Source organism: Polaromonas sp. P4_F4 (assembly GCF_056401355.1).
On sequence record NZ_JBFUJO010000012.1, the window covers coordinates 31,273 to 56,714 of the forward strand.

A 25,442-nucleotide genomic window follows, 5' to 3' on the forward strand; every position below is an offset into this window, starting at 1 on the left:
CTTCGGTTGCTTCAGTTCACTGCGGCGCGATCTTCGCGCCGGTGAGCTTCTCCTGCGCCGTCACCAGGGCCGGGACGAACTTCTTGCCCTGGCCCAGGGCGCTGGCGGTGACCAGGCTCTGGTGCACGGCCTCGCCGACGAGCGACGGGACATTCACCATTTCGGCCAGGTGGGTGTAGTAGCGCAAGTCCTTGCGCGCATTGTCCAGCTCGAACTTCAGGCCTGTGAAGTCACCATTCAAGGTCTTGGCCATGGCCTGGAACAGGCCTGAGTTCACCGCACCCGCCGAGACCACGTCGACCAGCTTTTGCGGGTTGATTCCGGCCAGTGCGCCCACGGCAAAGGCTTCGGCCGTGGCCGTGCAAATGGCTTGCCCGATGAAGTTGTTGAGCAGCTTGATCACGTGGCCAGCGCCGGGGCCGCCGACGTGAAAGATGTTTTCGCAATAGGCCGCCAGCACCGGACGGATTTTGTCGAACACGGCCTGCTCGGCGCCCACCATGGTGTTGAGCTTGCCCAGCTCGGCCTCCACCGGTGTGCGCGCCAGCGGGGCATCCACCAGGGTGGCGCCATGCTCCGCGCACAGGGCGGCCAGGCGCCGCGTGGACTCCGGCTCGCTGGTCGACGTGTCGATCACGATCAGGCCGGCGCGCGCCCTGGAGAGCACGCCGCCGGGCCCGGACAGGGTCTGCTCAACCTGGGGAGAGCCGGTGACGCAGATGACCACCGCGTCGCAGTCGCCCAGCGCCGCGGGGCTGGCGACCTGTCTGGCGCCGGCGGCCAGCAGGTCGGCCACGCGCTCGGTGTTGCGGTGCACGGTCAGGCTGAGGTCAAAACCCTTGGCCTGCAGGTTGCGCGCAATGCCGTGGCCCATCAGGCCCGAAGCGCCGATCACTCCAATGTGTTCCATGCTTGTCTCCTGTGAAAATTCAATGAACGGAAAGGGTTTTGACTGCGCACTGTAGTCCGGCCAATCAGCAAGGTGGCTTTGGGTACGTGCACGCGCGCAGGCTCAGCGCTTGCGCAATCCCAGCACCATCACCGCCCCGACGACCAGCAGCGCCCCCGCCACCTGCACGGGCGCAATGGCCTGGCCCAGAATCAGCCAGGCCAGTACCAGCGCGCAGACGGGCTCGACATTCATGATGGCCGAGTTGCCGACAACGCCAAGCCTGGGCAGCACGGTGAACATGATGGTGAAGGCCGTGCCGTAGAGGCTCGTGAGCGCCGCCAGACCGCCCCAGCCTGCCGGGTGCTGGGGCAGATGAAACCCGCCCTGGCTCGCCACCGCGCTCAAGGCCACCAGCCCCGCGATGGACATCGTGGTGGCCGTGCGCACCCGGCCATCCACATCGGCCGCTTCATGCTGCGTAATCACCAGCGCCAGCCCGAAAGTGGCGGCTGCACCGAGCGCAAAGGCGACGCCAGCGCCTATGCGTGCCCACTGGCCCGAAGCGTCCAGGCCGGACGCCGCGCCGAGCACATCCAGTGCCAGCGCCAGACCGAGCAGGATGACCGGCATGGCCACCAGCAAGGCGCGCTCGGGCGCCTGCCGGTACACCAGCCAGGCCCACAGCGCCGTCCAGATCGGGTAGGTATTGAACGCCAGCAGGGCCAGCGCCACCGGCAGCCGCGCGACCGATGAGTACAGGCACAGGCTCTGGACGCCGATCAGCAGGCCGATCAGCGGCAGCATCCGCTTGTGGCGCGTGCTGAACTTCACCTGCACGCGCTGCGCCACCAGGATGGCGGCAATCACGCAGGCGGTGATGACGCTGCGAAACACCACCGCGGTGGCCACGTCCACGCCGTGGTTGAAGGCAATGCGCGCCGCCACATGGTTGGCGCCCATCATGAGCGCGATCAGCAGCAGCGTGGCAAAAGCGGTTCCGCTGATGGCTGTGCGGCCGGGGCTGGGCATCAATAAAGCCCGTGCACCCGGGCATGCAGCCGCGCCAGGCCGAGCAGCGCGTCCGTGTAGGGCGTGGGCACCTTGGTCAGCCCGCCCAACTCCCTGACCACGGTGACCAGCGCATCCAGCTCGACCGCCTTGCCGGCCTCCACGTCCTGCAGCATGGACGTCTTGAAGGCGCCCAGCTTGAGCGTCACGGCATGGCGGTCTTCGGGGCGCTGGTCGATGTGTATGCCGATGCGCGCGCCGATCTCCCTGGCTTCCAGCATCACGCTGGAAACGAAGCCGCGCACCAGTTCATCGTCCATGATGCGGTCGGTGGTGGCGCCGGTCAGCGCGCTGATCGGGTTGACCGTCATGTTGCCCCACAGCTTGAACCAGATGTCTTTCTGGATCTGGTCGGACACCGGGGCCTCGAAGCCGGCCTTTTCCAGCAGTGCCGCCAGCTGCCGCACCCGGGCCGTCTTTTCGCCCGAGGGCTCGCCCACAATGAGCTTGTTGCCGAAGTGATGGTGCACCTGACCCGGTTCGTCCAGGGAGCAGCTGGCATGCACCACGCAGCCCACGATATGCCGTGCGGGAATGGCCTCGGCCAGCGCGCCGTCCGGGTCGACGGAGGTCAGGCGCGTGCCTGCCAGCGCACCGCCAAACCCCTGCAAAAACCACCACGGCACGCCGTTCATCGCGGTCAGGACCATGGTGTCCGGGCCGATCAGCGGCGCGATATGGCGCACGACCTCCGGCAGTGACGGCGCCTTGACGGCCAGCACCACCAGGTCCTGCACACCGAGGTCGGCTGGCAAGGCACTGGAGGCCACGGCCTGCGAACTCACGCGCCCGCCCTGGTGCAGGCGCAGGCCATGCAGCTGCAGGGCATCGAGCGTGGCACCGCGGGCCACCACACTCACGCTGCAGCCGGCGCGCGCCAACCCACTGCCAATCCAGCCACCAATGGCGCCCGCGCCGTAAATGCAGACTTTCATGCTGGGGTCCGTCAAGTTGTTAAGGGAAATTGGTCCCAAGGGAAATGAGCCCCTCGGGGGCAGGGAGTTACACGCAGTGGGGAGCGTGGGGTCCAAGACTATTCCAGCAGGGGCCGCGGAACCGGCTTCGCCGGGCCGCAGGCGCAGCGGCCCCCTCGGGGGGCAGGGAGCTACACGCAGTGAGCGACCGTGGGGGCCACATTCTCTAGCCTTCCGGCGTGAACCCAACGGCTTTCACCAGCGGGCCCCAGAGTTCGGTGTCGGCTTTCAGCATCGCGGCCAGCTGGGCGGGCGATGTGGGCATGACTTCCAGGTAAGACACCGCCAGGCCGTCAATCACGTCCTGCGATGCCAGCGCCGCACGGATGGCGCTATTCAAGCGCTGCACCACGTCCTGCGGTGCCTTGGCGGGCAGGAAGAAGCCAAACCATTCGGTGAACGCCATGTCCTTGAAGCCCTGCTCGAGCAGCGTCGGCGTATTCGGCGTGAACTTGCCCCGCCTGGGGCCGCTGGTCGACAGCAGGCGGCATTTGCCGGCGGCCACATGCTGGGTGAACTCGCCGGTCGGGCCGGACACGGCGGCGATCTGCCCGCCTATCATGTCCAGCACCGCAGGCTGGGTGCCGCGAAACGCCACATGGCGCAAATCGACGTTGGCCGCGCGGCCGAGCAGGGCGCCGATGAAGTGTGGCGACGAGCCGGCGGCGGGCGAGCCGAAATTGGCCAGGGTCGGGTTGGCCTTGCACCAGGCCAGGAACTCGGGCACGGTCTTCACGCTGGGCGGCACCATGGGGCCGACGGCAAAGCCATAGTCGAACACGGCGGCGGCGGACACCGGTGTGAGGTCGGCCACCGGGTCGTAGGGCAGCTTTTTGTAGGTGTGCGGGTAAATGCCCAGCATGGACATGGGCGTCAGCAGCATGGTGGCGCCGTCGGGCGCGGCGTTTTTGACAAACTGCACGGCGATCTGGCCGCCGGCGCCGGTCTTGTTTTCCACCACCGCGCTTTTGGCATAGCCGGGGTGCAGCTTGTCGGCCACGCGGCGCGACACGATGTCGGCGGTGCCGCCGGGCGCAAAGCCGGCGATCACCTTGGTGTTGTCAAGGGCCTGGGCCCAGGCCTGCTGGCCGATGCCGGCGAGCAAGGCGGCGGCGCTGGAAGACTGGATGAGCTGGCGGCGTGAGATGTTCATGGTGTGTCCTCGAAAAGTCGATGTAATCGTTGGTGAACCCGCAGATATTGTCCATGGCAAGCGGGCAGGTTGTTCGGATGTTGTTCAACTCTGGGCGGGTTTCAGGTGCGCGGCCAGGTTGTTGCGCTTGCCTTCGTACGCCGGCGCGCCTTCGTCGATATGCAGCGTGAGGCCGATGGCGTGCCCGGCAAACACCGTTTCCAGGTGGGCGCTGGCACTTGCCAGCACCGCATCGCCGGCGCGCTTTTTCAGTGCCTCGCTGCGGCCCGGCGTGATGCGCAGGCTGATGTAGACAAAGGCCCGGTCGGGCTGGCCGTCGGCCACCGCAAAGTACGGTGCCGGCCAGGCCATCACGCGCGTGCCGGCGGCCGGGAACAGCGGCGCCACCCCGTCTTCTCCGCGCAATGCCACCAGCGTGGCCGCCAGGGTTTTGCACAGGGCGTTCATGTCGGTGACGCTGTCGAGGTTGGCGGTGTATTGAATGTTCAGGTGAGGCATGGGGATCCGGAGGGGGAACAAGCCGAAGAAGCCAGGAAGCCGAATAAGCCGGCCGGGTCAGTGATTATTCACCTGCCCGCAAAAACAGGTGGCGCGCCCTCATCGTTAAAGCGTCGATACTGGTTGTTTGTACAGTAATATTCGCCCATGGCCAAAGAAAAAACGATTTACACCTGCACGGAATGCGGCGGCACCAGCCCCAAGTGGCTGGGCAAGTGCCCGCACTGCACTGCCTGGAACACGCTGATCGAGTCGGTCGCCGAAAACAGCTCACCCGTCAAAAACCGTTTTGCATCCCTGGCCAAGGCCTCCGAGGTGACCACCCTCTCCGACATTGAAGCCACCGACATGGCGCGCACACCCACGGGCCATGAGGAGCTGGACCGGGTGCTGGGCGGCGGCATTGTGGACGGTGGTGTGGTGCTGATCGGCGGCGACCCCGGCATTGGCAAGTCCACGTTGCTGCTGCAGGCGCTGGACTCCCTGCAACGTGCCGGCCTGAACACGCTGTATGTGACGGGCGAGGAAAGCGGGGCGCAGGTTGCGCTGCGCTCGCGCCGGCTGGGGCTGGATGGCTCGCAGGTCAAGGTGCTGGCGGAGATTCAGCTGGAGAAAATCCTCGCCACGCTGGAGGCGACCCGGCCGGCGATTGCCGTCATTGACTCGATCCAGACGGTGTACTCCGACCAGCTCACCTCGGCGCCCGGCTCGGTGGCGCAGGTGCGCGAATGCGCGGCCCACCTGACGCGCGCGGCCAAGTCCAGCGGCGTGTGCATCGTGCTGGTCGGCCATGTCACCAAAGAGGGCGCGCTGGCCGGCCCGCGCGTGCTGGAGCACATGGTCGACACCGTGCTGTACTTTGAAGGCGACACGCATTCGAGCTTTCGTCTGGTGCGCGCCATCAAGAACCGCTTCGGCGCGGTCAATGAAATCGGCGTGTTTGCGATGACGGAGAAAGGCCTCAAGGGGGTGACCAACCCGAGCGCGATTTTCCTGTCCCAGCACAGCGAGCCGGTGCCCGGCAGCTGCGTGCTGGTCACGCTGGAAGGCACACGCCCGATGCTGGTCGAGATCCAGGCGCTGGTCGACAACGGCGGACCGAGCCCGCGCCGGCTCAGTGTCGGCCTGGACCGTGACCGGCTGGCCATGCTGCTGGCCGTGCTGCACCGCCACGCCGGCGTGGCCTGCATGGACCAGGACGTGTTTGTGAACGCCGTGGGCGGCGTGCGCATCAGCGAGCCGGCCGCCGACCTGAGCGTGATGCTGGCCATCACCTCCAGCCTGCGCGGCAAACCGCTGCCCAAGGGCTTCATCGCCTTTGGCGAGGTCGGCCTGGCCGGCGAGGTGCGCCCCGCGCCGCGCGGCCAGGAGCGCCTGAAGGAAGCGGCCAAGCTGGGGTTTAGCGTGGCGGTGGTGCCCAAGGCCAATGCGCCGAAAAAGCCGATTGAAGGGCTGACCATCCATGCGGTGGAGCGTGTGGAGCAGGCGATGGAAGTGGTGCGCAGTCTGGCCGTTTGAACTGAGAGCCGATTGGTCCTAAAGTCATGCATGTGGCCGTTCCAAGCCATCACAGGTCATCACAAGCACCACAAGCCATCTCGGGCCACTTCATGAAAATTGCGATCGTCTCGGACATCCATGGCAACCTGCCGGCCCTGCAGGCGGTGCTGGCCGACATTGCGCGTGTGGGCGTTGACCAGACGGTGAACCTGGGCGATATCCTGAGCGGCCCGCTGCAGGTCGCCGAAACGGCGGACCTGCTGATGGCCCGGAACTTCCCGACCATCCGGGGCAACCACGAGCGGCAGCTGCTGGCTGTGCTCGGTCAGCCCGCCGGGCAGATCGATCCGCTCGACAGCGACGGCTACGCCGCCACCCAGGTGTCGCCGGCCCACGTGGCGTGGATCAACGCGCTGCCCGTCTCGATGGCGCTGGACAGCGATGTGTGGCTGTGCCACGGCACACCCGGCAGCGACCTGCAGTACTGGCTGGAGACGGTGGTGCCCGGCTTTGAACAGGGCCAGGGTCCGGGGGTGCGCGCGGCTACCCCCGAGGAAGTGGCCACGCGCCTGGGCAGCGTCGCTTTCCCGGTGGTGCTGTGCGGCCACACGCATGTGCCGCGCCTTGTCCAGTGCGGCGACACGCTGGTCGTGAACCCGGGCAGCGTGGGCCTGCCGGCGTATGACGACAACCATCCCTACCCGCACGTCGTTGAAAACGGCGCCCCGCACGCGCGTTACGCCGTGCTGGAAAAATCCCGCCACGGCTGGCAGGTTGAGTTGCGCGCCGTGCCGTACGACCATCTGGCGCAGGCCCGGGTCGCCGCCCATCATCAGCGCCCCGACTGGGCCTATGCGCTGGCGACGGGCTTCATGCCGCGCCCGGCCAGACCTGTGCCGCCCTGAAAATGGCGGCGGCTTGTCCCCGTGACGGCCGGGCCAGGGGCCTGAGATGTCTGGAAATCACGCCTGGAAGGCGTTCCGGGCGGCTACGCACTCCCCACAGCGCCGGTTCGGCTTGGCGGCTGCGAAAATAGCGCCATGAACTTCCAAAAAATTCTCGTTCCCGTGGCCGGCGTTGCCGTGGTGGTGCTGGCTTACCGGTTTTACGGCTGGATCGGCGTCGCGGCAGCTGCCACCGCGGTGGTGATGTGGGTGCTGCTGCACTTCACCCGGATGATGCAGGTCCTCAAGCGCGCCGCCAACCGCCCCATTGGCCACGTCGAGAGCGCCGTCATGCTCAATGCCAAGCTCAGGCCCGGCATGACGTTGCTGCATGTGATTGCCATGACCCGGTCTTTGGGTGAGCTCAAGTCGGCCAAGGGCGAGCAGCCCGAAGTGTTCCGCTGGACGGATGGCTCCGAGTCGTACGTCACCGCGACCTTTGTGGCGGGCAAGCTGGCGCACCATGAGCTTTTCAGGCCCGAAGTGCCCGATTCCCAGCCGGCGCAGGACACCCCGCCGGTCGCCCCGTAAAATCAGCGTTTCGGTTGTAACCGCCTGTCCCGGCATCGGCCGGGCGGCTGCCCCGATTTTTCGCCCTCATTTCAAGACACTTACCACACAGGATCAGCACCATGTCCCCAGTAGCACCCTCCATGGCAGACCGCGACGGCAAAATCTGGATGGACGGCCAGATGGTTGACTGGCGCGACGCCAAAATCCATGTGCTGAGCCACACCCTGCATTACGGCTGCGGCGCTTTTGAGGGCGTGCGCGCCTACAACACGGCCGGCGGCACGGCCATCTTCCGGCTGGAAGAGCACACCGAACGCCTTTTCAACAGCGCCAAGATCCTGCGCATGAAGATTCCCTTCAGCAAGGAAGAGGTCAATGAGGCGCAAAAGGCCGTGGTGCGCGAAAACAAGCTCGAAAGCTGCTACCTGCGCCCGCTGACCTGGATCGGCTCGCAGAAGCTGGGCGTGTCGCCCAAGGGCAACCAGATCCACCTGATGGTCGCCGCCTGGCCCTGGGGCGCCTACCTGGGCGAAGAGGGCATGAAGCGCGGCATCCGCGTCAAGACCTCCAGCTACACGCGCCACCACGTCAACATCACCATGACCCAGGCCAAGGCGGTCAGCAACTACACCAACTCGATCCTGGCCAACATGGAAGCGCTGGACGACGGCTACGACGAAGCGCTGTTGCTCGACGCCTCGGGTTTTGTCAGCGAAGGCGCGGGCGAAAACATTTTTGTCATCAAGGGCGGCGTGGTTTACACGCCCGATTTGTCGGCCGGCGCCCTCAACGGCATCACGCGCAACACCGTGCTGCACATCTGCAAGGACCTGGGTCTGGAGCTGGTGCAAAAGCGCATCACGCGCGATGAGGTCTACATCAGCGACGAAGCCTTCTTCACGGGCACTGCCGCTGAAGTCACGCCCATCCGCGAACTGGACCGCATCGAGATCGGTGCCGGCTCACGCGGGCCGATCACCGAGAAAATCCAGAGTGCCTTCTTTGACATCGTCAATGGCCGCAATCCGAAGTACGCCCACTGGCTGGCCAAGGTCTGAAGCGCTTACCGATTACTGAAAACCCGAACATGAGCACCCCCACGACGACCACCCATTCCTCCCCTGTGGAGTTGCTGGCTTCCGACCTGAACGCCCAAGGCGGTGTCTACTGCCCCAGCCCCAAGGCCGACATGAAAATCTGGAACAGCCACCCCAAGGTCTACCTGGATGTGGCGCGCACCGGCCAGGCCAAGTGCCCCTACTGCGGCACCGTCTACCAGCTCAAAACCGGCGAACACTTTGGTGGTGGACATTAGGCCCCCACGCTTTTCACTGCGTGTAATGCGCTGCCCCCCGGGGGGGCTGGCCTTGCTTGGGGCGGCCCTGCGCTGCGGCCGATGACAGCGAAGTCGGAAACGGCCAATTCGCTTGTCATTGCGCCGCAATGGATAGGCGACGCGGTGATGACCGAGCCCTTGCTGCGCCGGTTGCATGCACGGGGTGAGCGCATCACGGTCGGGGCCTTGCCCTGGGTGGCGCCGGTCTACCGGGCCATGCCCCAGGTGGCCGAGGTCATCGAATTTCCGTTTGCCCATGGCGGCCTGCAGTTCAAGGCCCGGCGCGCCATTGCCAAGCGCATCGAAGGCCGGTTTGACGCGGCGTATGTGTTGCCCAATTCACTGAAGAGTGCGCTGTTGCCCTTTCTGGCCAGCATTCCGAAGCGCGTGGGTTATCTCGGCGAGGCACGCGTCGGCCTGCTGACCCATCGCCTGAAAAACCCCAAGAACAAGCCACCGATGGTGGCGTTTTACTCAGCCCTGAGCGGCGAGCAGGACGTGGCCGGGGACCGGCCGCAGCTGCAGATGGATGCGGCCGATGTGGACCGCGCATTGGCAGAACTCGGGCTGGCGCGTGGCGCTTACTACGTGTTTGCGCCGGGGGCCGAGTACGGCCCGGCCAAGCGCTGGCCGGCGCGTCATTTTTCGGAGTTGGCGGCGAAACTGGACCGGCCGGTCGTGTTGCTCGGCTCCGGCAAGGAGGCCGGGTTGTGCGACGAGATTGCGGCGCCGGTGAATGCGGTGCAGGCCGGCAAGTGCCTCAACTTCGCTGGCCGGACTTCGCTGCACCAGGCGCTGTGCCTGATCGCCGCCAGCAAAAGCACCGTCAGCAACGACTCCGGTTTGATGCATGTGGCGGCGGCACTGGGCGTGCCGCAGGTGGCGATTTTTGGCTCATCAAGCCCGCTGCACACGCCGCCGTTGAGCGAGCAGGCCACGGTGCTCTGGCTGAAAGCCGACCCGGCCTACCAGCCGCCGCTGGATTGCGCCCCCTGCTTTGAGCGCGAGTGCCCGCTCGGCCACATGCGTTGCCTGAATGACATCACGGCCGATCAGGTGCTAGAAAAATTATAGCGACCGAAGCCCGAATTTATTGGGCTAGAAGTTGTTTTTGCTCAAAAACTTCAACGGCGTCGGCGCTCATGCGGGCAATCACCTCGGCGGCCGGCGCCAGGTTGCCAATCAGGCCGACGGCTTCACCCACGGTGGCGTGAGCCCGGGAAAAATCGCCGGCCCTGACGCCTTCATCATAGTCGGCGCGGGCGGCGGCAGGGTCTGCCCGCAGGGCGTCCTGGCGGGTTTCCCACTGGCGATGCAGGTCGTTGCGGATGGCGCGGAAATCGTAGGGTTCAGGCCAGTTTTTGCGCCGCAGGATGTCGAACACGCTGCTGCGGGCCGTGCCATCGCCGGTGGTGGCCAGTGCCAGGTCTTTCGCCCCCTGGGCGGCCAGGCTTTCGGCGGTGGCCCACAGCCGCGAGCCGACCAGCGCGCCGTCGGCGCCCAGCACCAGTGCGGCGGCCAGCGTGCGCCCGTCGGCAATGCCGCCGGCGGCCAGCAGCAGTGTGTCGGGCGCATTAACGGTCAGCCAGTCCGCCAGTTCGGGCACAAAGGTGATGGTGGCGCGGCTGTTGAGGGCATTGATGCCGTGGCCACCGGCCTCGCCGCCTTGGGCGACGATGATCCGCGCACCGGCTTCGAGCGCCTGAGGAACCTGCTCCATGCGCTGCACCTGGCAAATCAAGGCTGCGCCGGTGGCGGCGATGCGGGCCGCATAGGGCCGCGGGTCGCCAAACGACAGCATGATGGCGTGCGGCTTGTCGGCGGCCGGATGCGCCAGCACCCAGTCGAGCGCGCTGGCGTCCTCGTCAAGCTTCCACGTGATAAAGCCGCAGCCGAGGCGGGCCCGGTCGCCGCTGTCGCTGGTGCCTTCCAGCGCCAGTGTGTACTGCGCCTGCGTCCAGGCCAGATCGCCATAACCGCCGCCGACCAGCCCGAGCGTGCCGGCCCTGGCGCAAGCCGCAGCCAGCGCGCCCCCCGAGGCCAGCGCCATCGGCGCCAGCACCAGTGGCGTCTGGAGGCCAAACTGGCGGGTCAGGCGGGTTTGCAGACGGAGGTATTCGGAGGTGCCGGTGTTCATCTGTCCATTATGGGAACCCGGCCAAAAAAAAGCCACCTTTCGGTGGCTTCTTGAAGTCCTCCTGAACAGAGGACGCCGTTGGGAGATCAGATGAATGGTTCGCCAGCGTTTTGTTTTTTCTTCCCTGAATTCCCTGGAACTTCTTTTGACTTCTATGTTGTGACAGCAACAGCGCAACTGTAGGCCAGGCCTTTTGGTATGACCATCCCCTAAACAGAGGAGAAAAGAGTAGAAAACAGACTTTTTTTTGAGCCGGTACCCCTGAATTTTCCGGACTGGCGTCAGGCCCTCTGGCTGGCGGCGGGGAGTTCCACAATGAATGACGCGCCGCCGCCCGGACGGGCTTCGCAGCGCACGGTGCCGCCATGGCGCAAACTGATGGATTTGACCAGGGCCAGCCCCAGGCCCACACCGCCCTCACGTTCGCTGGCGCCGGGCAGTCGGTAAAACGGCTCAAAAATGCGTTCGCGCTGGCCGGCAGGCACGCCCGGCCCCCGATCGTGAACCCGGACGACGGCCAGTTGCCGGATACCGACGCGAATTTGCGCCAGCTCCAGGCTGATGTCGCCGTTGCTGTAACGCCTGGCGTTTTCCAGCAGGTTGCGGATCAGCCGGCGCAGCAGCCGTGGCGAGCCCTGCACCGTCAGGCTGTGGCCGGAGGGCGCAATGCCCAGGCCGGTGCCCAGTTCGGCCTGCAGCTCGGCATTGACACGCGAGCACTCCTCGGCGGCCAGCCCGGTCAGGTCCACGGTTTCAAAAGGCTCGGCATCGGCCTGCTTGGCATCGAGCCGGCTGGCCAGCAGGATCTCGTCGATCAGCTGGTCGAGTTCGTTGATGCTGCGCGAGATTTCCATGCGCTGGGGTGATGCAGCATCTGCGCCCATTAGTTCCAGGCCCATACGGATGCGCGCTAATGGCGAGCGCAGCTCATGGGAGGCGTTGGCCAGCAGGGATTTGTGCGACTCCATCAGGGTTTCAATGCGTTCGGCCGCGTGGTTGAACCGTTCGGCCAGGAAAGCCACCTCGTCACGCCCATCGGCATTGACACGCGCCGACAAGTCGCCGGCGCCCCAGCGCTCCACGCCGCGCTGCAGGGCTTCGAGCCGCAAGGTCAGCCGCCGCATCACCGGATAGGCGCCCAGCGCCACGGCCAGACCCACGAGGACCAGCATCCAGCCAAAACCGAAGCCAAACGGGGGACGCATCCACGGCGGGTTGCCGGGTGGCCGTTTGGGACGGGGCAGCAGCAGGTTCAGGGTCTGGCCGTCTTTGGTCACCACATCAAATTCGAGGTCGTCGCCGAGTTTTCGGTCCGGCCGGGTTTGCGCCGTGCCGATGACTTCGCCGGCTGCGTTGTGGACCAGCACCTCGCGTATGGGCAGCTGCGGCGGGTCGGCGCTCAGCCGCCAGGCCGCGCCCACCAGGAAGGTGAGCACCACCACGGTCGCCACCACGGCGAGCCAGATGCGCACATAGAGGTGAGAGGTAAAACGCGCCCACATAGTCGGATCAACCCAGCCGTTTTAATCCTGCTGCTTGGCAAACACGTAGCCCACGCCGCGCACCGTGAGGATGCGCTTGGGGTCCTTGGGGTCGGCCTCAATCGCGCTGCGGATGCGGCCCATGTGCACATCAATGGAGCGGTCAAATGCTTCCAGCTCGCGCCCGCGCACCGCTTCCATGATCTGGTCGCGGCTGAGCACCCGGCCGGCGCGCTCGGCCAGCGCCACCAGCAGGTCGAACTGGTAGGAGGTGAGCTCGCAGAGATTGCCGGAAATTGATACCGTGCGCGCGTCGCGATCGATTTCAAGGGAGCCGAAGCGCATCACCTTGTGGCCGCCGGCCGCAGCGGCGCCGGCGCCACTGGCCTCACCGCCGCGGCGCAGCACGGCGCGGATGCGTGCCAGCAGTTCGCGTGGCTCGAATGGCTTGGGCAGGTAATCGTCCGCGCCGATTTCCAGGCCGACGATGCGGTCCATCGGGTCGCCCTTGGCCGTGAGCATCAGCACGGCGGTGTGCGCCGACTCGCCGCCCTGGCTCTTGATGCGGCGGCAGACTTCCAGGCCGTCCATGTCCGGCAGCATGAGATCCAGAATGACCAGGTCAGGGGGGCTGGCCTGCAGGGCGGCCAGGCCGCTGGCGCCATCGGCCGCATGGGTAAAGCCGTACCCGGACTGACGCAGGTATTCGCCCACCATGGCGGCCAGGCGGGAATCGTCTTCGATCATCAGGAGTTGCTGCGTCATGGTCGGGTCCTCGGTTGCGGGGGGGGTCCCTTCGGGTGGATCACGGTGAAGCTGATGCTGCGCGCGGCGCAACAAGCCTGCTTGTAGCCATCGTAAAGTTACGGTAAACCGCGACGGCGTTCTGGCAGCATACCCTTTTGCTTCCTTTTTGCGCGGGGCCGCCGGCCGCAGGAATTGCTAGGGAATCAGCAGCAATTTATGTGGATCTGGAGGTGGAAGTGGGAGTGGGAGTGGGAGTGGGAGTGGGAGTGGAGGAAGTGGGGGTGGAGCCGGAGGGGGCTGAGGGGGATTGCAGCCTTGAAGCCAGCGCGACCAGCAGCAGCACGGGCAAACCGAGCAAGGCGCTCGCCGTGAAAAAATGGCCATAGCCGAAGGCATCCACGTATTTGCCGGAGTAGCCCGCCAGGAACTTGGGCAACAGCAGCATCATCGAGCTGAACAGGGCGTATTGCGTGGCCGAATAGTTGACGTTGGTCAGGCTGGACAGGTAGGCGATGAAGGCGGCCGAGGCGATGCCGCTGGAGAGGTTGTCGGCAGAAATCACAAAAATGAGCGCATTGACGTCATGCCCGCGCGTGCCCAGCCAGGCAAACAGCAGGTTGCTGCCCGCACTCAGGATGGCGCCCAGCATCAGCACCCGCATCACGCCAAAGCGCATGGCCAGCGCGCCGCCGACAAAGGCGCCGACCAGCGTCATGATGACGCCATAGATCTTGGTGACGGCTGCTACTTCGTCCTTGGTGTAACCCATGTCCACATAAAACGGGTTGGCCATGATGCCCATGACGACGTCGCTGATGCGGTAGATGGCGATCAGCGCCAGGATGAGCACGGCATGCTTGCCATAGCGGCGCAGGAAATCGGCAAATGGCTCGATCAGCGCGCTTTTAAGCCATTCGGCAGCATTGCGCGAAGGTTTCAATACCTGCGCCACGGGTTCGGGTGACAGCAGCACGGTCGCCACGCCCAGCAGCATCGACGCGGCCATCGCCAGGTACGCGGCCTGCCAGGCGCCTTGCTGGTAAACCGCGCCACCCGTGACTTCTGCACGCGCGGCAATCCACAGCGCGCCGGCGCCGGCCCAGATCATCGCAACGCGGTAGCCGGTCTGGTAGGCGGCCGCCAGCGCGGCCTGGCGCGGCGTGTCGGCCGATTCAATGCGGTAGGCATCCAGCGCGATGTCCTGCGTGGCCGAGCCAAACGCCACGGCCAGCGCGCACCACACCACCGGCTCCAGCGCCAGCCGCGGGTCGGTCAGGGCCATGCCCACCAGCGCCGTGATGATGGTCGCCTGTGCCAGCAGCAGCCAGCTGCGCCGGCGCCCCAGCAGGCGGGTCAGCAGCGGAATAGGCAGGCGGTCAACCAGCGGCGCCCACACCCATTTGAAACCGTAAGCCAGACCGACCCAGCTCAGGTAGCCAATGGTGGTGCGGTCAATGCCGGCCTCGCGCAGCCAGAAGCTCAGCGTGCCAAACACCAGCAGCAGCGGCAGCCCCGCCGAAAAGCCCAGCAGCAGCATGCGCAGCGTGGCGGCCTCGGTGTACACCAGCCAGACATCGCGCCACGGGGTCTTTTTCGGCTCGCCGGCCGGGGGGGCCGCTGCCAGCACGGCGGGGGACAGCGGCAATTCGGAGGAGGCGGAGGAGGAGGGGGTTTTGTCTGACATGGGCATTTCAATTAGTGACTATTATTGACCCATGTGCTTTTTATGCGAGGCCCAACACGCCGCTTGGCCAGGCCGCCGGGCATTTCTGCTGGCCGCTGCGGGCGCGGCTGCTGCGGGGGTCGCGACCCCCTTGGTCGCCCAGGTTGATGTGGGAGCGTCGTCGGGCCTGCGCAAGCTGGTGCCGGCCGACGAACTCGAGGGTGCCGCCACGCAGGAATATGCCAAGCTGGTCGCCGATGCTCGCTCCAAAGGCGCCCTGGCGCCCGCCGATCATCCCCAGTTGCAACGGCTGCGCGCCATTGCCGCGCGCCTGGTGCCGCATACCGCGCAGTGGAACGACCGTGCCAGGCAATGGCGCTGGGAAGTCAACCTGATTGGCAGCAAGCAGATCAACGCGTTTTGCATGCCGAGCGGCAAGATCGCTTTCTACACCGGAATTCTCGACCAGCTCAAGCTCACCGATGATGAGGTGGCCATGGTCATGGGCCACGAAATGGCGCATGCCCTGCGCGAACATGCGCGCGCCCGCATCGCCAAAAGCCAGGGCACCGGCACCTTGCTGTCGCTGGGGGCGCAGCTGCTGGGTCTGGGTCAGCTCGGCGATGTGGCGGCCAGCATAGGCACGCAATTGCTCACGCTGCGCTTCAGCCGCGAAGACGAGACCGATGCCGACCTGGTGGGGCTGGAAATGGCTGCGCGTGGCGGCTACAACCCGCAGGCTGCGGTCAGCCTCTGGGAAAAAATGGGGCAGGCCGGCGGCGGTGCGAACGGGCCGAGCTTCCTGTCCACCCATCCTTCCGGCCCGGCGCGCATCCAGCAGCTTCAGGCCAATGTTCCCAAAGTCCAGGGCCTGTACCAGCGTGCCCGCAGTTAAGCCTGCAATCCGGGCGTTATTTGCCGGCCTGTGGCTGGCCGGCCCGTGCGGCGAAGACACCATGCCTGGTGTTCCGGGCGCGGCCTTTGCCGCCACTCACCCGCCTTTGTCATTTTCAGTGAATGTGGTGCGTTCCTCATGAGTTCACCTTCGCCCCTGCCGCTGCGCCCCGATGCGCGTCCCGCCCGTGGCGGTCTGCCGACCATTTTCAGCCGGGCCTGGCGTGATTTTCGGCCTCCCCGCCCCGGCATCAGCCTGCGCGAGTGCCTGCGACTGGTCATCGGCGCACTTGTCGGCATTTTCCTGACTGCACTGTTGTGCCGGCTGGCCGGCAATACGTCGGCGCTGCCGTGGCTGGTGGCGCCGCTCGGGGCCAGCGCGGTGCTGGTATTTGCGATGCCGGCCGGCCCGATGGCGCAGCCCTGGGCGGTGGTGGGGGGCAACACCCTGTCGGCGCTGGTGGGCATTGCCGGCGTGCATGGCGTACATCTGCTGGGCTCACCCGAGTTGGCCGCGGCGCTGGCGGTGGCGAGTGCCATTGCCGTGATGCTTGCCCTGCGTTGCCTGCATCCACCGGGTGGAGCGACCGCGCTGATGATGGTGCTGGGCGGCATTGGCGATCCGTCCTTTGCCCTGTACCCCGTCCTGCTCAACTCCGCGTTGCTGGTATTGGCGGGCATCGCCTACAACCATGCAACCGGCCGGCCCTATCCGCACAGGCAGCTTCCCGCCGCCGGGGCTTCCGGCGCGGCGGGGGCTGTGGACTCGGACCTGGATGCCGATCTGGACGCGGTGCTGGCACGCTACAACCAGGTGCTGGACGTCAGCCGGGACGATCTCAAGTCCTTGCTGGCCCAGACCCAGCTGCGCGCCTACGATCGCAAGCTGGCGGAATTGCGCTGTGCCGACATCATGTCGCGCGAGCTGGTGACCGTGCAGTTTGGCACCCCTTTGCAGGAGGCCTGGGCGCTGCTGAGGAGCCGTCGCATCAAGGCGCTGCCGGTGGTGGACCGCGCCTCTCGCATCGCCGGCATCATCACGGTGGCCGACTTCATGCGGGCCGCCGAACTCGACATCTATGAGGGGTTCGAGGACAAGTTGCGGACGCTGGTCCGCACCACCCGCAGCGTTTACGCCAGCAAGCCGGAGGTGGTGGGCCAGATCATGACGCGCAATGTCAGGGTGGCCGGTGAGCAGCGCCGTCTGCTGGACCTGATACCGCTCTTCGGCAGCACCGGCCATCACCATATCCCGATCATTGGGGAGGGCGAGCGGCTGGTGGGCATGATCACGCAGTCTGACGTGGTCGCCGCCCTGGGGCGGGCTGCCGACCCGACGGTCTGATGCCCATACCGCCATGCACAGCCGGCCTCACCGACGTCACCTGGTTCTCCGGGCGGCACCGTCGTGCAGTGCCGGACGGTGTGAGGAAAAGTGCGCCCGAGCTTCCTTTTTGGGGACGGCCGGGCTTGAGTTTTCAGTCGAGGCCCTAGAATCGCATGGCGAGGGCTGGTGACCCTTGCGGCGAAACAAAGCCACGGCCGATGGCGCTATGGCGCTGGAGCGCCTTTGCAACCTTTGCAACATTTGCCGCCTCGGACATGTTCGGGGTCCTTTTGGTGATGTGCCTCTTTTTTGGGAGTGTCCTCATGCCACTAGCGAGGTTCGCGACCCCGGTCGCCGTTCAGGACCAGCACACCACCGTGCGGGGCATGGCAGTCGCAGCCATGGTCCGGTTGCCATGACGATCCGTGAGCCGGTGTTTCCTGCGGTTTTGGCGCAGCCGCGCGCCGATGACCCCGGCCCGCCTGGGCGGGGTTGAGCCGTCCGCCCGGTTGCACAGCCATCGCGTTATCCCCAAGTTCAACTACCGGATTTCCCCATGCGCTCCACTTTCTTCGTCAAGATCAAGCTGGCCCTGGGCATCGGTCTCATTCTGGTGGCCGCGGTGGGCGCGGCCTCCTATGTCACGATCAACCGGTTGGTCGAGTCCGCCCAGGCGCGCGTCCGGACCGAAGACACCCTCGTCTTGCTGGAGCGTATCGCCTCCAGCCTCAAGTCCGCCGAATCGCTGGTGCGCCAGTATCTGCTGAGCGGCAGTGCGGCGGACCTGCAGAACCTTGAGGCAGCACGCGTTGCCTTGCGCGAAGCCATTGGCCGTGTGCGAAGCGCGAACCTGCTGCCGGATCAGCCGGCTTTGGACGAGCTGATCGCCCAGCGCAGGACAGCGGCAAACCAGGTGATTGCAGCCCGGCAAAGTGAGGGCCAGGCGGCCGCCGTGGCTATCCTCAACAGCGACGTCAACCTGCAACTCAGGCAGCGTACCGACAGCCTGCTGGACAAGGCCCGCAGCCGGGAGAACCTGGCCTGGCAGCGAGCGCAAGCCGATGCCGAGCGGAGCGCTGAGCGGGTCCAGCACTTCATCATTGCCGCGGGCCTGCTGTTTCTGGCCATGCTGGGCTGGATGGTGTACGTCGTCACCCATTACGAGGAAGTCCGCAAACGCGTGGAATCGAAACTTCGCGACAGCGAAACCATGACCCGCACCATCACCGAAGCCATGGCCGATGCGGTGATCACCACGACCGACCATGACATCGTGCTGCAGGCCAATGCAGCAGCGCTGCAGCTGTTTGGGTATGAAAAAAATGAGCTCATCGGGCGTGACGTTTCCGAACTGGTGCCCGAGCGCCTGCGTGCCCAGTACAAGAACTTCACTGCGGCGCTGCGCGCGCGACCCGAACCCTTCAGGATGGCCAACCAGGACGTACAGAGCATGCGCAAGGACGGCACTGAATTTCCGGCCAGTGTGTCGTTTGGCGACGTGCATGTGGGCGGGCAGCGTCTCTTCACGGCGCTGATCAGCGACAACACCGAGCGCAGGCGCATCACCGAGGCGTTGCACGCCAGCGAATCCCAGTTGCGCCAGATCACCAATACCGTTCCAGCCCTGATCGCCTACCTCGATCTGGGGCAGCGCTTTCGTTTTCACAACCAGACCTATGAGGAAGTCCTGGGCCTGGAATTTGAACGGATCGACGGCCATACCCTTGCCGAAGTCCTCGGCCCGCAGCTCTACGAAGGCGTGCGGGACAAGGTCGATGAGGTGCTGCGCGGTTATGCCGTGCAGTACGAGCGTGTGCATGTCACGCCGCAAGGCGCTCACAAAAACTACGCCATGCAGTATTTCCCCCGCTATGGGGAGGGGGCGGACGAAGGCAAGGTCGTTGGGTTTTTCTCGCTGGGTACCGACATCACCGAACTCAAGCGCATCGACCGCATGAAGACCGAGTTCGTTTCGACGGTCAGCCATGAACTCCGTACGCCGCTGACCTCGATCCGTGGTTCATTGGGACTGATTTCCGGCGGTGTGGCCGGTGAGTTGCCTGCGGCCGTGAAGAGCCTGGTGGCCATCGCCACGAGCAACTGCGAGCGCCTGATCCGGCTGATCAGCGACATGCTGGACAGCGAAAAAATCGAGTCGGGCAAGCTGCGCCTGACTCTGCAGGCCGCGGAGCTCAAGCCACTGCTCCGGCAGGCGCTGGCAGCCAACGAGGGGTTTGCCGCCCAACACGGCGTCAGGCTGCGCTTGCGCGCCCCCGACGCGGCGCTGCAGGCACGCATTGACAGCGACCGGCTGATGCAGGTGATGACCAACCTGCTCTCAAACGCGGTCAAGTTTTCTCCGGCGGGAAGTACGGTGGAAGTGATGCTGTCACGTACCGCCCGGCAGGTGCGGGTAGAAGTTTCGGACCAGGGGCCCGGCATTCCGGAGGCGTTTCGCAGCCGCATCTTCCAGAAGTTTTCGCAGGCGGATTCGTCCGATACCCGGCAAAAGGGCGGCTCCGGCCTCGGCCTCAATATTTCCAGGGGCCTGATTGAAAGCATGGGCGGCTCCATCGGCTTCAACCGCAATGCCGGTGGTGCAGGGACCACTTTCTTTTTTGAACTGCCCGAATGGCAGGAGCCCGCCCAACCGCAGCAGTTGGTGAAGGCGCGATCTGCATCGTCCCGGCCGCGCATCCTGATTTGCGAAGACGACCCCGATGTAGCCCAACTTATCAGCATCATGCTGGGCAAGGCCGGTTTTGACGCCGACCTGGCGCACAGCGCCGAGCAGGCACTGGCCTGCCTTGCGCGCAAAGACTACGACGCCATGACGGTGGACCTGAAGCTGCCCGGCCAGAACGGCCTGGCCTTCATTGGTGAGCTGCGCCGCGAAGAAAGAACGCGCCACCTGCCTGTGGTGGTGATCTCCGCGATGGCGGGGGAGGGGGAGCTGCAGTTCAAGCGCAAACCGCTTGCGGTGTCGGACTGGCTGGAAAAACCGATCGATGAGAACCAGCTGACCCTCAGTGTCCGCCGCGCCGTGGCCGGTCTCCAGGCCCGCAAGCCGCGTATCCTGCATGTGGAAGACGATCCTGACATCCAGCATGTTACCGCTGCCATCGCCGAGAACTTTGCAAGTTTCGAATTTGCCGCCACGCTGGAGCAGGCCCGCGCCCGGCTGCGGGAGCAACGGTTTGATCTGGTGTTGCTGGACCTCACGCTCGGTTCGGACTCGGGCTGGGACCTGTTTGAGGACATCGATGCGCTCGATCCCCGGCCGCCGGTGATTCTGTTTTCGTCCAGCGACGTGGACCCGGAGGACAGCCAGATGGCCGAAGCCGTGCTGGTCAAGGCCCACACCTCCAACACCGAGCTGTTAAATACAATTCAGCGTATCCTTCAGATTCCCGGAGACCCCGGCCCCACCCGTCCCCAACCTCTGATCTGACCATGCCCACACCTCTCCAGCGCATTTTGTATGTTGAAGACGAGCCCGACATCCGTGTTGTGGCGCAGATGGCCCTGGAGGCTGTCGGCAAGTTCACGGTGATTCCCTGTGCCTCCGGGCAGGAGGCGCTGAGCGCGGCCCCCGGCGCCGCGGCCGACCTGCTGCTGCTTGACGTCATGATGCCCGGCATGGACGGCCCCAGCACGCTCAAGGCCTTGCGCGAAATGCCTGCCACGTCCAGGACGCCGGTGATCTTCATGACCGCCAAGGTGCAGGCCTCGGAAATTGCGGCGTACAAGGCGCTGGGCGCGCTCGATGTGATTCCCAAACCCTTTGATCCGATGGAGCTTTCCGCGCAGATTCAGCAGATCTGGGCCGCTCAGGGTTGAGCGCGGCGCTATTCCAATAACGCAGCCTCGAAACGCTCCAGCTCTTCATCCAGCGTCCCCCGGTTGCGGAAATTCCGGTTGGCCTTGCCGTACCAGTACTCGGCATCTTCCAGATCACCCTCCTGAATATGCAGGATGCCGTGCAGCCAGGCGCTCAGCAGCGAATCCTCATCGCCCTGGACAAGATGGTGTGCTTCGTACCAGCGACCCGCGCGCATATGAACCAGGACTTGGCGGAGCGTGTTCATCGAGAGCTTCTCCTGATGGGTTGGTTTGAACCGGCCATATGCGCTTGCTGTGGTCTCTTCAGGCCGCAGCAATGTGGCTGAACAGGCTATCAAAGCTGCCGTACAGCGCATTGCCGCGCAGCAGCCGGCTGCCATTGTCGTCCTTGACCACCAGGGCCGGTACTCCCTGCGCGCCTAAGGTTTGCATCAGGCCTTGTGCATTCTGGATACGCGCGGCGTTGGCGGCCAGTAGCTCAGCGTCGCCAGTGACCAGGCGGTCGGCGGCGGCACTCAGCCCCGTGTCACGCAACAGCTTCTCCACCACGGGCATAGCACTGGTGTCCATTGCATGCAAATATCGGGCTTCCTGCAAGACCTTCAACGTTTCCAGCTCACGTTGCGGTTCGCTCAAAGACACCGCTGTCAGGGCAAGCGTGGCGGGGGCCGAATCAAAGCGGCTGCCAGGCTTGCCCAGCACGTTCTTGCGGTAATCCTCGGTGAAACGCTGGCCGGTGAGCTTTTCAATACGCACGTCGTTGGACCACGCATAGTCTGCAAACGCCGCATCCATGGTGCGCCCGCCGCTGCCCGCAAACAGCCCGGTGGGGACCAGCTCCAGCCGGATGCCGCTTTGCCGTCCCAGGCGCTGGATCGCTGGCGACGCACCGTAGCACCAGCCACACAGGGGATCGAACAAATACGTAACAGCAATGTGTGCCCGGGTATCCATGGTGCTATTTCCTTGCCACTTTTTTACCACTTCATTTCGCCTTTGTTGACCTTGGCGCCGATGTCCAGCGACAAGGCACCATCGGTCACTTGCGGGTAGGCCTGCTTCATGGCATTGATCAGCTCGCCGCTGTTTTTGGTGGCAGCCAGGTTCTTCTCGAACGTATGCAAATAGTCCTTGGTGAAGGTAATGGCGCTGGCGTCCACCTTGGTGCCCGCCTTCATGTGGCCAGGAACCACCAGCTCGGGCTTCAAAGCCGACATTTCGTCCAGCTGAGCCACCCAGGCAGCACGTTCGGAGGCGGTTTGCGTATCCGCAGTCCACACGTGCATGTTGCCGAAGACGCCGATATTGCCCACGATGGCTTTGATCGAGGGAATCCAGGCATAGGGGCGGTGGGCCAGCACGCCCTGCGTGCCGCGGATTTCAATCTTTTGGCCTTCCAGTGTCAGGGTGTTGCCTTGCAGAACGCGGGGTACCACCGGTTTGCGCGGTGCATTGGCGCCCATCTTGGGGCTCCAGAATGCCACCTTGCCTGCCAGCTTGGGCGCCAGCTTTTCCAGCACGGCGGAGCTCGTCACCACATCGGCTTGCGGGAAGATCTCTTTCAGGAATTCCACGCCAAAGTAGTAGTCCGGGTCGGCCTGGCTCACATAGATGGTGGTGAGCTGTTTGCCGCTGTCGAGCACGTTGGCGGCAATGCGCAGCGCATCGGCGCGGGTAAAGCCGGCATCAATCACCATTGCTTCCTTTTCGCCATAGACCAGCGTGGAATTGACATTGAAGCTGTTGCCGTCCGCGTTGTAGACCTTGACGCCCAAGGGCTGGTCTGCGTGAGCGGCGCCGAAAGCGATGGCCAGGGACGCGGCGAGAACGGTAATACGGATCATGGTGAACTCCTGTGGTGTTTTAAAAAGACGCTCTGCAGCGTTGAAACGAACTGTAGTTTCAATATTCGCGCAGATAAACCCCATAATTCGCCCATTACTGTTTCGTAAATCGAGCAAATCATGGACCGTTTCACTGCCATGCAGGTGTTTGTGGAGGTGGCCGGCACGGGCAGTTTCAGCGCCGCTGCCGACAAGCTGGACATGTCGCGCGCCATGGTCACCCGCTATGTGCTTGCGCTGGAGCAGTGGCTGGGTGCGCGGCTGTTGCAGCGCACCACCCGCAGCGTCACGTTGACCGATGCGGGCGAGAGCTGCCTGCGCCGTAGCCAGCAAATGCTGGCGCTGATGGAAAACGTGGAGGAAGAAGCCAGCAGCCACGACGGTGCCCTGCGCGGGCAACTGCGCATTACCTGCAGCATGTCGTTTGCGTATGCGCAGATGGCGGCGGCAGTGGCCGACTTCCTGAAGCGCTACCCGCAGCTCAAAATTGACCTCAACGCCAGTGAGGGCGCGCTCAACCTGGTGGAGGCGCGCATCGACCTGGCTATTCGCATCAGCGCCGAGCCGGACCCCGCACTCATCGGCCGGGTGTTGGCCCCGTGCGATTCCGTGCTGGTGGCCTCACCCGGGTACCTGGCCACCTACGGGGTGCCGACCTTGCCCGCTGAGCTGGTGACCCACCGTTGCCTGAGCCATGCCAATTTCGGCAAAAGCGTGTGGAGGTTCACCCGTGGTGAAGAGCAAGCCCAAGTGAGCGTGAGCAGCCACTTCAGCGCCAACGAGGCCACGGCTTTACTCCGCGCTGCCTTGGTCGGTGGTGGCGTGGCGTTGCAACCCACGTATCTGGCCAGCCCGCACCTGGCAAATGGCAGCTTGCAGGTCGTACTTCCGGACTGGAAACTTCCCGGCATGGCGATCTATGCCCTCTATACCTCACGCAAGCATTTGCCGCCTGCGGTACGCGCGTTCCTGGACTTTTTAGCGGATCGGTTTGCCAAGGTGCCCTGGTAGCCGGCTCGTACCACGTCAGTTCCACCAAACCGGTGATCGTTTGGCCATGGAGCAATCGCACGTGGAGTCCGGGTTTAGACGACCGGTCAACGGCCTATCTCCGGGGCTGATCAAGAGGAGGACCGCCTCCGGCTCGCTCACAGGTTCAGTGCGTAGTCCACCGTGATGGGCGCGTGGTCTGAAAAGCGCTGGTCCTTGTAGATGTGCTCGGTCTTGGCCAGCACGGCCATGGCCGGCGTGGCCAGGTGGTAGTCGATACGACAAAAAACCTACAGAAACGCCAGCCAAGGCAAGACAAGCTTCACGAGAGGACCGAGTTCATGGGAGCGCCATGACTGTCGGCAGACGGCGCTGAAGCGGTCGTCCACGGTCGGGCTTCAAAGTGGTTTCCGGCCAAGCTGTCCGTCGCCGGCGTCGGCTTTCCGGCACGCTGACCGGCGTCCGGTCACGGGATGGGTTCTGTGTGTGCTAGTCAAAGCGGCTGTTCGTCTGCCCGCAGTGTAGGCAGCCCGCAGCCCGCAGCGTGCTCTCGCCGCTCGCTCAAGGGCCAGCGACAGCTTTGAGTTGGAAAGCCGTCATCAGTGATCTGCAATTTAGTGCGTCATGGAGCGGCATCAGGTTTTGCGTGCACGGCGTACTTGGCAGGAGCCCTTCTAGACTCGCGCCACAGCGGATTTTCTACGCAGGCGGACAAGTCGCCGACCGCGACCCCGTACGCCGATTTCTGACTGGCCAGGCGATTTGTTTACAAATTGTTACCTGCCAATCGGCAGGTAGTTGTTGACGCCGTGAGTGATGGCGGTTATTGTTCGTCTACCTGCCGAATGGTAGGTAAATATCTAAACCATCAATCAACCAGGAATACGACCATGACAAACAAGCTCCAACTCTTCACCTCGCCTTCGGCCTTCCCGAACCCCCAGCGTCTGCGCCTGTTCATGCACGAAAAGGGCATCGCTGACCAATTCCAGGAAACCGTCTACGACATGACGCCCGTCGGCGAACAACGCGGATGGCGGCACTTGAACATGAACCCGTGGGGCGAAACCCCCACCCTCCAACTGGCCGACGGCAGCTTCATCTCCGAGACCGCTGCCATCGTCCGGTATCTCGACCAGGCCTACCCGGGCCGGAAGATCATGGGCGAGAACGCTCTGGAGCAGGGTCTCGACAACATGTGGGACAACCGCATCTGGGTGCACATCCTGTACAGAATCGTCACGGCGTTCCATGTCCTGCACACCGGGCTCGGATTCAAGCTGGAGCTAACCAAGAACGAGGCCTGGGGCGAGCACTGCCGCAAGGAAGCGCTGGCGCACGCGGCCCTGGTCAATCGCCACCTGTCGGACGGCCGCCAATGGCTGCTGGGCGGGGATGCGCCCACCTTCGCGGACATGACGCTGGCAACAGCAATCGCGTTCTCGAAGTTCCCGGTCAACGCCACCCCGCTGGACGAGCGTTTCGAGCATCTGGATGCGTACTGGAAGCGCTGGCAGCTTCGCCCCAGCTTCCAAGCCGCCTATGCCGACGGCAACAGCGGCGTGCCGGAGCTGGATTCCCTGGCCAAGAAGTAAGCGCGGCTTCAGCCGCCTAGCCTCGGCTACATCGAACTCTTCA

The 25,442-nt window shown here is 64.6% G+C and carries 24 protein-coding genes and 1 pseudogene; 12 read left to right on the forward strand and 13 right to left on the reverse strand.

The genetic code is table 11. The features are described from left to right. Window positions 1-16: 16 nt before the first annotated feature. The 5 genes from AC1DUR_RS13975 to AC1DUR_RS13995 form a co-directional block, all read right to left on the reverse strand. Window positions 17-910: an NAD(P)-dependent oxidoreductase gene (locus AC1DUR_RS13975; RefSeq protein WP_477721685.1), complete on the reverse strand. Its 894-nt coding sequence runs from the start codon at window positions 908-910 to the stop codon at window positions 17-19. 102 nt (window positions 911-1,012) lie between these two features. Further along, window positions 1,013-1,921, reverse strand: coding sequence for an EamA family transporter (locus AC1DUR_RS13980; protein ID WP_477721686.1), 909 nt, complete (start codon window positions 1,919-1,921; stop codon window positions 1,013-1,015). Next, window positions 1,921-2,895, reverse strand: coding sequence for a 2-dehydropantoate 2-reductase (locus AC1DUR_RS13985; RefSeq protein ID WP_477721687.1), 975 nt, complete (start codon window positions 2,893-2,895; stop codon window positions 1,921-1,923). Before AC1DUR_RS13985 ends, AC1DUR_RS13980 begins: the two co-directional genes overlap by 1 nt. A gap of 205 nt (window positions 2,896-3,100) precedes the next feature. After that, window positions 3,101-4,087 (reverse strand): Bug family tripartite tricarboxylate transporter substrate binding protein, encoded by a 987-nt coding sequence (locus AC1DUR_RS13990; protein ID WP_477721688.1) that lies wholly within the window; start codon window positions 4,085-4,087, stop codon window positions 3,101-3,103. Window positions 4,088-4,171: 84 nt separating this feature from the next. Continuing rightward, complete coding sequence (locus tag AC1DUR_RS13995) at window positions 4,172-4,585, reverse strand: 5-carboxymethyl-2-hydroxymuconate isomerase (protein WP_477721689.1); 414 nt, start codon at window positions 4,583-4,585, stop codon at window positions 4,172-4,174. A gap of 147 nt (window positions 4,586-4,732) precedes the next feature. Between AC1DUR_RS13995 and radA the strand changes: the two genes are divergently transcribed. The 6 genes from radA to waaF all read left to right on the forward strand — a co-directional run bounded on the left by radA (window position 4,733) and on the right by waaF (window position 9,952). Next, window positions 4,733-6,103, forward strand: coding sequence for a DNA repair protein RadA (radA, locus tag AC1DUR_RS14000; RefSeq protein WP_477720217.1), 1,371 nt, complete (start codon window positions 4,733-4,735; stop codon window positions 6,101-6,103). A 92-nt stretch (window positions 6,104-6,195) separates the two neighbouring features. Next, on the forward strand, window positions 6,196-6,990 hold the full coding sequence (locus tag AC1DUR_RS14005) for a metallophosphoesterase family protein (protein ID WP_477721690.1): 795 nt from the start codon (window positions 6,196-6,198) through the stop codon (window positions 6,988-6,990). 135 nt (window positions 6,991-7,125) lie between these two features. Further along, entirely contained in the window at window positions 7,126-7,560 is a 435-nt protein-coding gene (locus AC1DUR_RS14010; protein WP_477720215.1) for a glycerate kinase, read from the forward strand. 101 nt (window positions 7,561-7,661) lie between these two features. Next, window positions 7,662-8,600: a branched-chain amino acid transaminase gene (locus tag AC1DUR_RS14015; RefSeq protein ID WP_477721691.1), complete on the forward strand. Its 939-nt coding sequence runs from the start codon at window positions 7,662-7,664 to the stop codon at window positions 8,598-8,600. A 29-nt stretch (window positions 8,601-8,629) separates the two neighbouring features. Then, window positions 8,630-8,857 carry a zinc-finger domain-containing protein gene (locus AC1DUR_RS14020; RefSeq protein WP_477720213.1) on the forward strand — a complete coding sequence of 76 codons (228 nt, stop codon included), beginning with the start codon at window positions 8,630-8,632 and terminating at the stop codon, window positions 8,855-8,857. Window positions 8,858-8,938: 81 nt separating this feature from the next. Then, entirely contained in the window at window positions 8,939-9,952 is a 1,014-nt protein-coding gene (waaF, locus tag AC1DUR_RS14025) for a lipopolysaccharide heptosyltransferase II (RefSeq protein ID WP_477721692.1), read from the forward strand. A 16-nt stretch (window positions 9,953-9,968) separates the two neighbouring features. On the opposite strand, the gene AC1DUR_RS14030 is transcribed toward waaF, so the two are convergent. The 4 genes from AC1DUR_RS14030 to AC1DUR_RS14045 form a co-directional block, all read right to left on the reverse strand. Further along, on the reverse strand, window positions 9,969-11,015 hold the full coding sequence (locus tag AC1DUR_RS14030) for an NAD(P)H-dependent flavin oxidoreductase (protein WP_477720211.1): 1,047 nt from the start codon (window positions 11,013-11,015) through the stop codon (window positions 9,969-9,971). Between the two features lie 281 nt (window positions 11,016-11,296). Next, complete coding sequence (locus AC1DUR_RS14035; protein WP_477720210.1) at window positions 11,297-12,517, reverse strand: ATP-binding protein; 1,221 nt, start codon at window positions 12,515-12,517, stop codon at window positions 11,297-11,299. A 21-nt stretch (window positions 12,518-12,538) separates the two neighbouring features. Next, window positions 12,539-13,261 carry a response regulator gene (locus tag AC1DUR_RS14040; protein ID WP_477720209.1) on the reverse strand — a complete coding sequence of 241 codons (723 nt, stop codon included), beginning with the start codon at window positions 13,259-13,261 and terminating at the stop codon, window positions 12,539-12,541. Window positions 13,262-13,457: 196 nt separating this feature from the next. Continuing rightward, on the reverse strand, window positions 13,458-14,933 hold the full coding sequence (locus AC1DUR_RS14045; RefSeq protein WP_477721693.1) for an AmpG family muropeptide MFS transporter: 1,476 nt from the start codon (window positions 14,931-14,933) through the stop codon (window positions 13,458-13,460). Window positions 14,934-14,958: 25 nt separating this feature from the next. Between AC1DUR_RS14045 and AC1DUR_RS14050 the strand changes: the two genes are divergently transcribed. The 4 genes from AC1DUR_RS14050 (at window position 14,959) to AC1DUR_RS14065 (ending at window position 20,967) form a co-directional block, all read left to right on the forward strand. After that, on the forward strand, window positions 14,959-15,801 hold the full coding sequence (locus tag AC1DUR_RS14050; RefSeq protein WP_477721694.1) for a M48 family metallopeptidase: 843 nt from the start codon (window positions 14,959-14,961) through the stop codon (window positions 15,799-15,801). 138 nt (window positions 15,802-15,939) lie between these two features. Further along, window positions 15,940-17,145: an HPP family protein gene (locus tag AC1DUR_RS14055; RefSeq protein ID WP_477721695.1), complete on the forward strand. Its 1,206-nt coding sequence runs from the start codon at window positions 15,940-15,942 to the stop codon at window positions 17,143-17,145. 538 nt (window positions 17,146-17,683) lie between these two features. Next, on the forward strand, window positions 17,684-20,578 hold the full coding sequence (locus tag AC1DUR_RS14060; protein WP_477721696.1) for a PAS domain S-box protein: 2,895 nt from the start codon (window positions 17,684-17,686) through the stop codon (window positions 20,576-20,578). Window positions 20,579-20,580: 2 nt separating this feature from the next. Further along, window positions 20,581-20,967: a response regulator gene (locus tag AC1DUR_RS14065; RefSeq protein ID WP_477721697.1), complete on the forward strand. Its 387-nt coding sequence runs from the start codon at window positions 20,581-20,583 to the stop codon at window positions 20,965-20,967. A gap of 8 nt (window positions 20,968-20,975) precedes the next feature. Here AC1DUR_RS14065 and AC1DUR_RS14070 read toward each other — a convergent pair whose 3' ends face one another. Genes AC1DUR_RS14070 through AC1DUR_RS14080 form a run of 3 tightly spaced genes read right to left on the reverse strand, consistent with a single transcriptional unit; the run spans window position 20,976 to window position 22,814 of the window. Next, complete coding sequence (locus tag AC1DUR_RS14070; RefSeq protein WP_477720203.1) at window positions 20,976-21,215, reverse strand: hypothetical protein; 240 nt, start codon at window positions 21,213-21,215, stop codon at window positions 20,976-20,978. Between the two features lie 58 nt (window positions 21,216-21,273). Beyond that, on the reverse strand, window positions 21,274-21,924 hold the full coding sequence (locus tag AC1DUR_RS14075; RefSeq protein WP_477720202.1) for a DsbA family protein: 651 nt from the start codon (window positions 21,922-21,924) through the stop codon (window positions 21,274-21,276). Window positions 21,925-21,947: 23 nt separating this feature from the next. After that, window positions 21,948-22,814 carry an MBL fold metallo-hydrolase gene (locus AC1DUR_RS14080; protein ID WP_477720201.1) on the reverse strand — a complete coding sequence of 289 codons (867 nt, stop codon included), beginning with the start codon at window positions 22,812-22,814 and terminating at the stop codon, window positions 21,948-21,950. A gap of 120 nt (window positions 22,815-22,934) precedes the next feature. Between AC1DUR_RS14080 and AC1DUR_RS14085 the strand changes: the two genes are divergently transcribed. Beyond that, on the forward strand, window positions 22,935-23,825 hold the full coding sequence (locus AC1DUR_RS14085) for a LysR family transcriptional regulator (protein ID WP_477720200.1): 891 nt from the start codon (window positions 22,935-22,937) through the stop codon (window positions 23,823-23,825). Window positions 23,826-23,962: 137 nt separating this feature from the next. Here the strand turns inward: AC1DUR_RS14085 and AC1DUR_RS14090 are convergent. Continuing rightward, window positions 23,963-24,085, reverse strand: a pseudogene (locus AC1DUR_RS14090) (exodeoxyribonuclease III); the annotation flags it as partial. Window positions 24,086-24,694: 609 nt separating this feature from the next. On the opposite strand from AC1DUR_RS14090, the gene AC1DUR_RS14095 reads away from it, so the two are divergent. Continuing rightward, a complete protein-coding gene (locus tag AC1DUR_RS14095; RefSeq protein WP_477720199.1) occupies window positions 24,695-25,399 on the forward strand; it encodes a glutathione S-transferase family protein in 705 nt (234 codons plus the stop codon). The last annotated feature ends 43 nt before the right edge of the window (window positions 25,400-25,442 follow it).

What these genes read in the sequence shown, in the direction of transcription:
- AC1DUR_RS13975 (WP_477721685.1), bottom strand. Translation starts at nt 910, where the DNA reads ATGGAACACATTGGAGTGATCGGCGCTTCGGGCCTGATGGGCCACGGC.
- AC1DUR_RS13980 (WP_477721686.1), bottom strand. Translation starts at nt 1,921, where the DNA reads ATGCCCAGCCCCGGCCGCACAGCCATCAGCGGAACCGCTTTTGCCACG.
- AC1DUR_RS13985 (WP_477721687.1), bottom strand. Translation starts at nt 2,895, where the DNA reads ATGAAAGTCTGCATTTACGGCGCGGGCGCCATTGGTGGCTGGATTGGC.
- AC1DUR_RS13990 (WP_477721688.1), bottom strand. Translation starts at nt 4,087, where the DNA reads ATGAACATCTCACGCCGCCAGCTCATCCAGTCTTCCAGCGCCGCCGCC.
- AC1DUR_RS13995 (WP_477721689.1), bottom strand. Translation starts at nt 4,585, where the DNA reads ATGCCTCACCTGAACATTCAATACACCGCCAACCTCGACAGCGTCACC.
- radA (WP_477720217.1), top strand. Translation starts at nt 4,733, where the DNA reads ATGGCCAAAGAAAAAACGATTTACACCTGCACGGAATGCGGCGGCACC.
- AC1DUR_RS14005 (WP_477721690.1), top strand. Translation starts at nt 6,196, where the DNA reads ATGAAAATTGCGATCGTCTCGGACATCCATGGCAACCTGCCGGCCCTG.
- AC1DUR_RS14010 (WP_477720215.1), top strand. Translation starts at nt 7,126, where the DNA reads ATGAACTTCCAAAAAATTCTCGTTCCCGTGGCCGGCGTTGCCGTGGTG.
- AC1DUR_RS14015 (WP_477721691.1), top strand. Translation starts at nt 7,662, where the DNA reads ATGTCCCCAGTAGCACCCTCCATGGCAGACCGCGACGGCAAAATCTGG.
- AC1DUR_RS14020 (WP_477720213.1), top strand. Translation starts at nt 8,630, where the DNA reads ATGAGCACCCCCACGACGACCACCCATTCCTCCCCTGTGGAGTTGCTG.
- waaF (WP_477721692.1), top strand. Translation starts at nt 8,939, where the DNA reads ATGACAGCGAAGTCGGAAACGGCCAATTCGCTTGTCATTGCGCCGCAA.
- AC1DUR_RS14030 (WP_477720211.1), bottom strand. Translation starts at nt 11,015, where the DNA reads ATGAACACCGGCACCTCCGAATACCTCCGTCTGCAAACCCGCCTGACC.
- AC1DUR_RS14035 (WP_477720210.1), bottom strand. Translation starts at nt 12,517, where the DNA reads ATGTGGGCGCGTTTTACCTCTCACCTCTATGTGCGCATCTGGCTCGCC.
- AC1DUR_RS14040 (WP_477720209.1), bottom strand. Translation starts at nt 13,261, where the DNA reads ATGACGCAGCAACTCCTGATGATCGAAGACGATTCCCGCCTGGCCGCC.
- AC1DUR_RS14045 (WP_477721693.1), bottom strand. Translation starts at nt 14,933, where the DNA reads ATGCCCATGTCAGACAAAACCCCCTCCTCCTCCGCCTCCTCCGAATTG.
- AC1DUR_RS14050 (WP_477721694.1), top strand. Translation starts at nt 14,959, where the DNA reads ATGTGCTTTTTATGCGAGGCCCAACACGCCGCTTGGCCAGGCCGCCGG.
- AC1DUR_RS14055 (WP_477721695.1), top strand. Translation starts at nt 15,940, where the DNA reads ATGAGTTCACCTTCGCCCCTGCCGCTGCGCCCCGATGCGCGTCCCGCC.
- AC1DUR_RS14060 (WP_477721696.1), top strand. Translation starts at nt 17,684, where the DNA reads ATGCGCTCCACTTTCTTCGTCAAGATCAAGCTGGCCCTGGGCATCGGT.
- AC1DUR_RS14065 (WP_477721697.1), top strand. Translation starts at nt 20,581, where the DNA reads ATGCCCACACCTCTCCAGCGCATTTTGTATGTTGAAGACGAGCCCGAC.
- AC1DUR_RS14070 (WP_477720203.1), bottom strand. Translation starts at nt 21,215, where the DNA reads ATGAACACGCTCCGCCAAGTCCTGGTTCATATGCGCGCGGGTCGCTGG.
- AC1DUR_RS14075 (WP_477720202.1), bottom strand. Translation starts at nt 21,924, where the DNA reads ATGGATACCCGGGCACACATTGCTGTTACGTATTTGTTCGATCCCCTG.
- AC1DUR_RS14080 (WP_477720201.1), bottom strand. Translation starts at nt 22,814, where the DNA reads ATGATCCGTATTACCGTTCTCGCCGCGTCCCTGGCCATCGCTTTCGGC.
- AC1DUR_RS14085 (WP_477720200.1), top strand. Translation starts at nt 22,935, where the DNA reads ATGGACCGTTTCACTGCCATGCAGGTGTTTGTGGAGGTGGCCGGCACG.
- AC1DUR_RS14095 (WP_477720199.1), top strand. Translation starts at nt 24,695, where the DNA reads ATGACAAACAAGCTCCAACTCTTCACCTCGCCTTCGGCCTTCCCGAAC.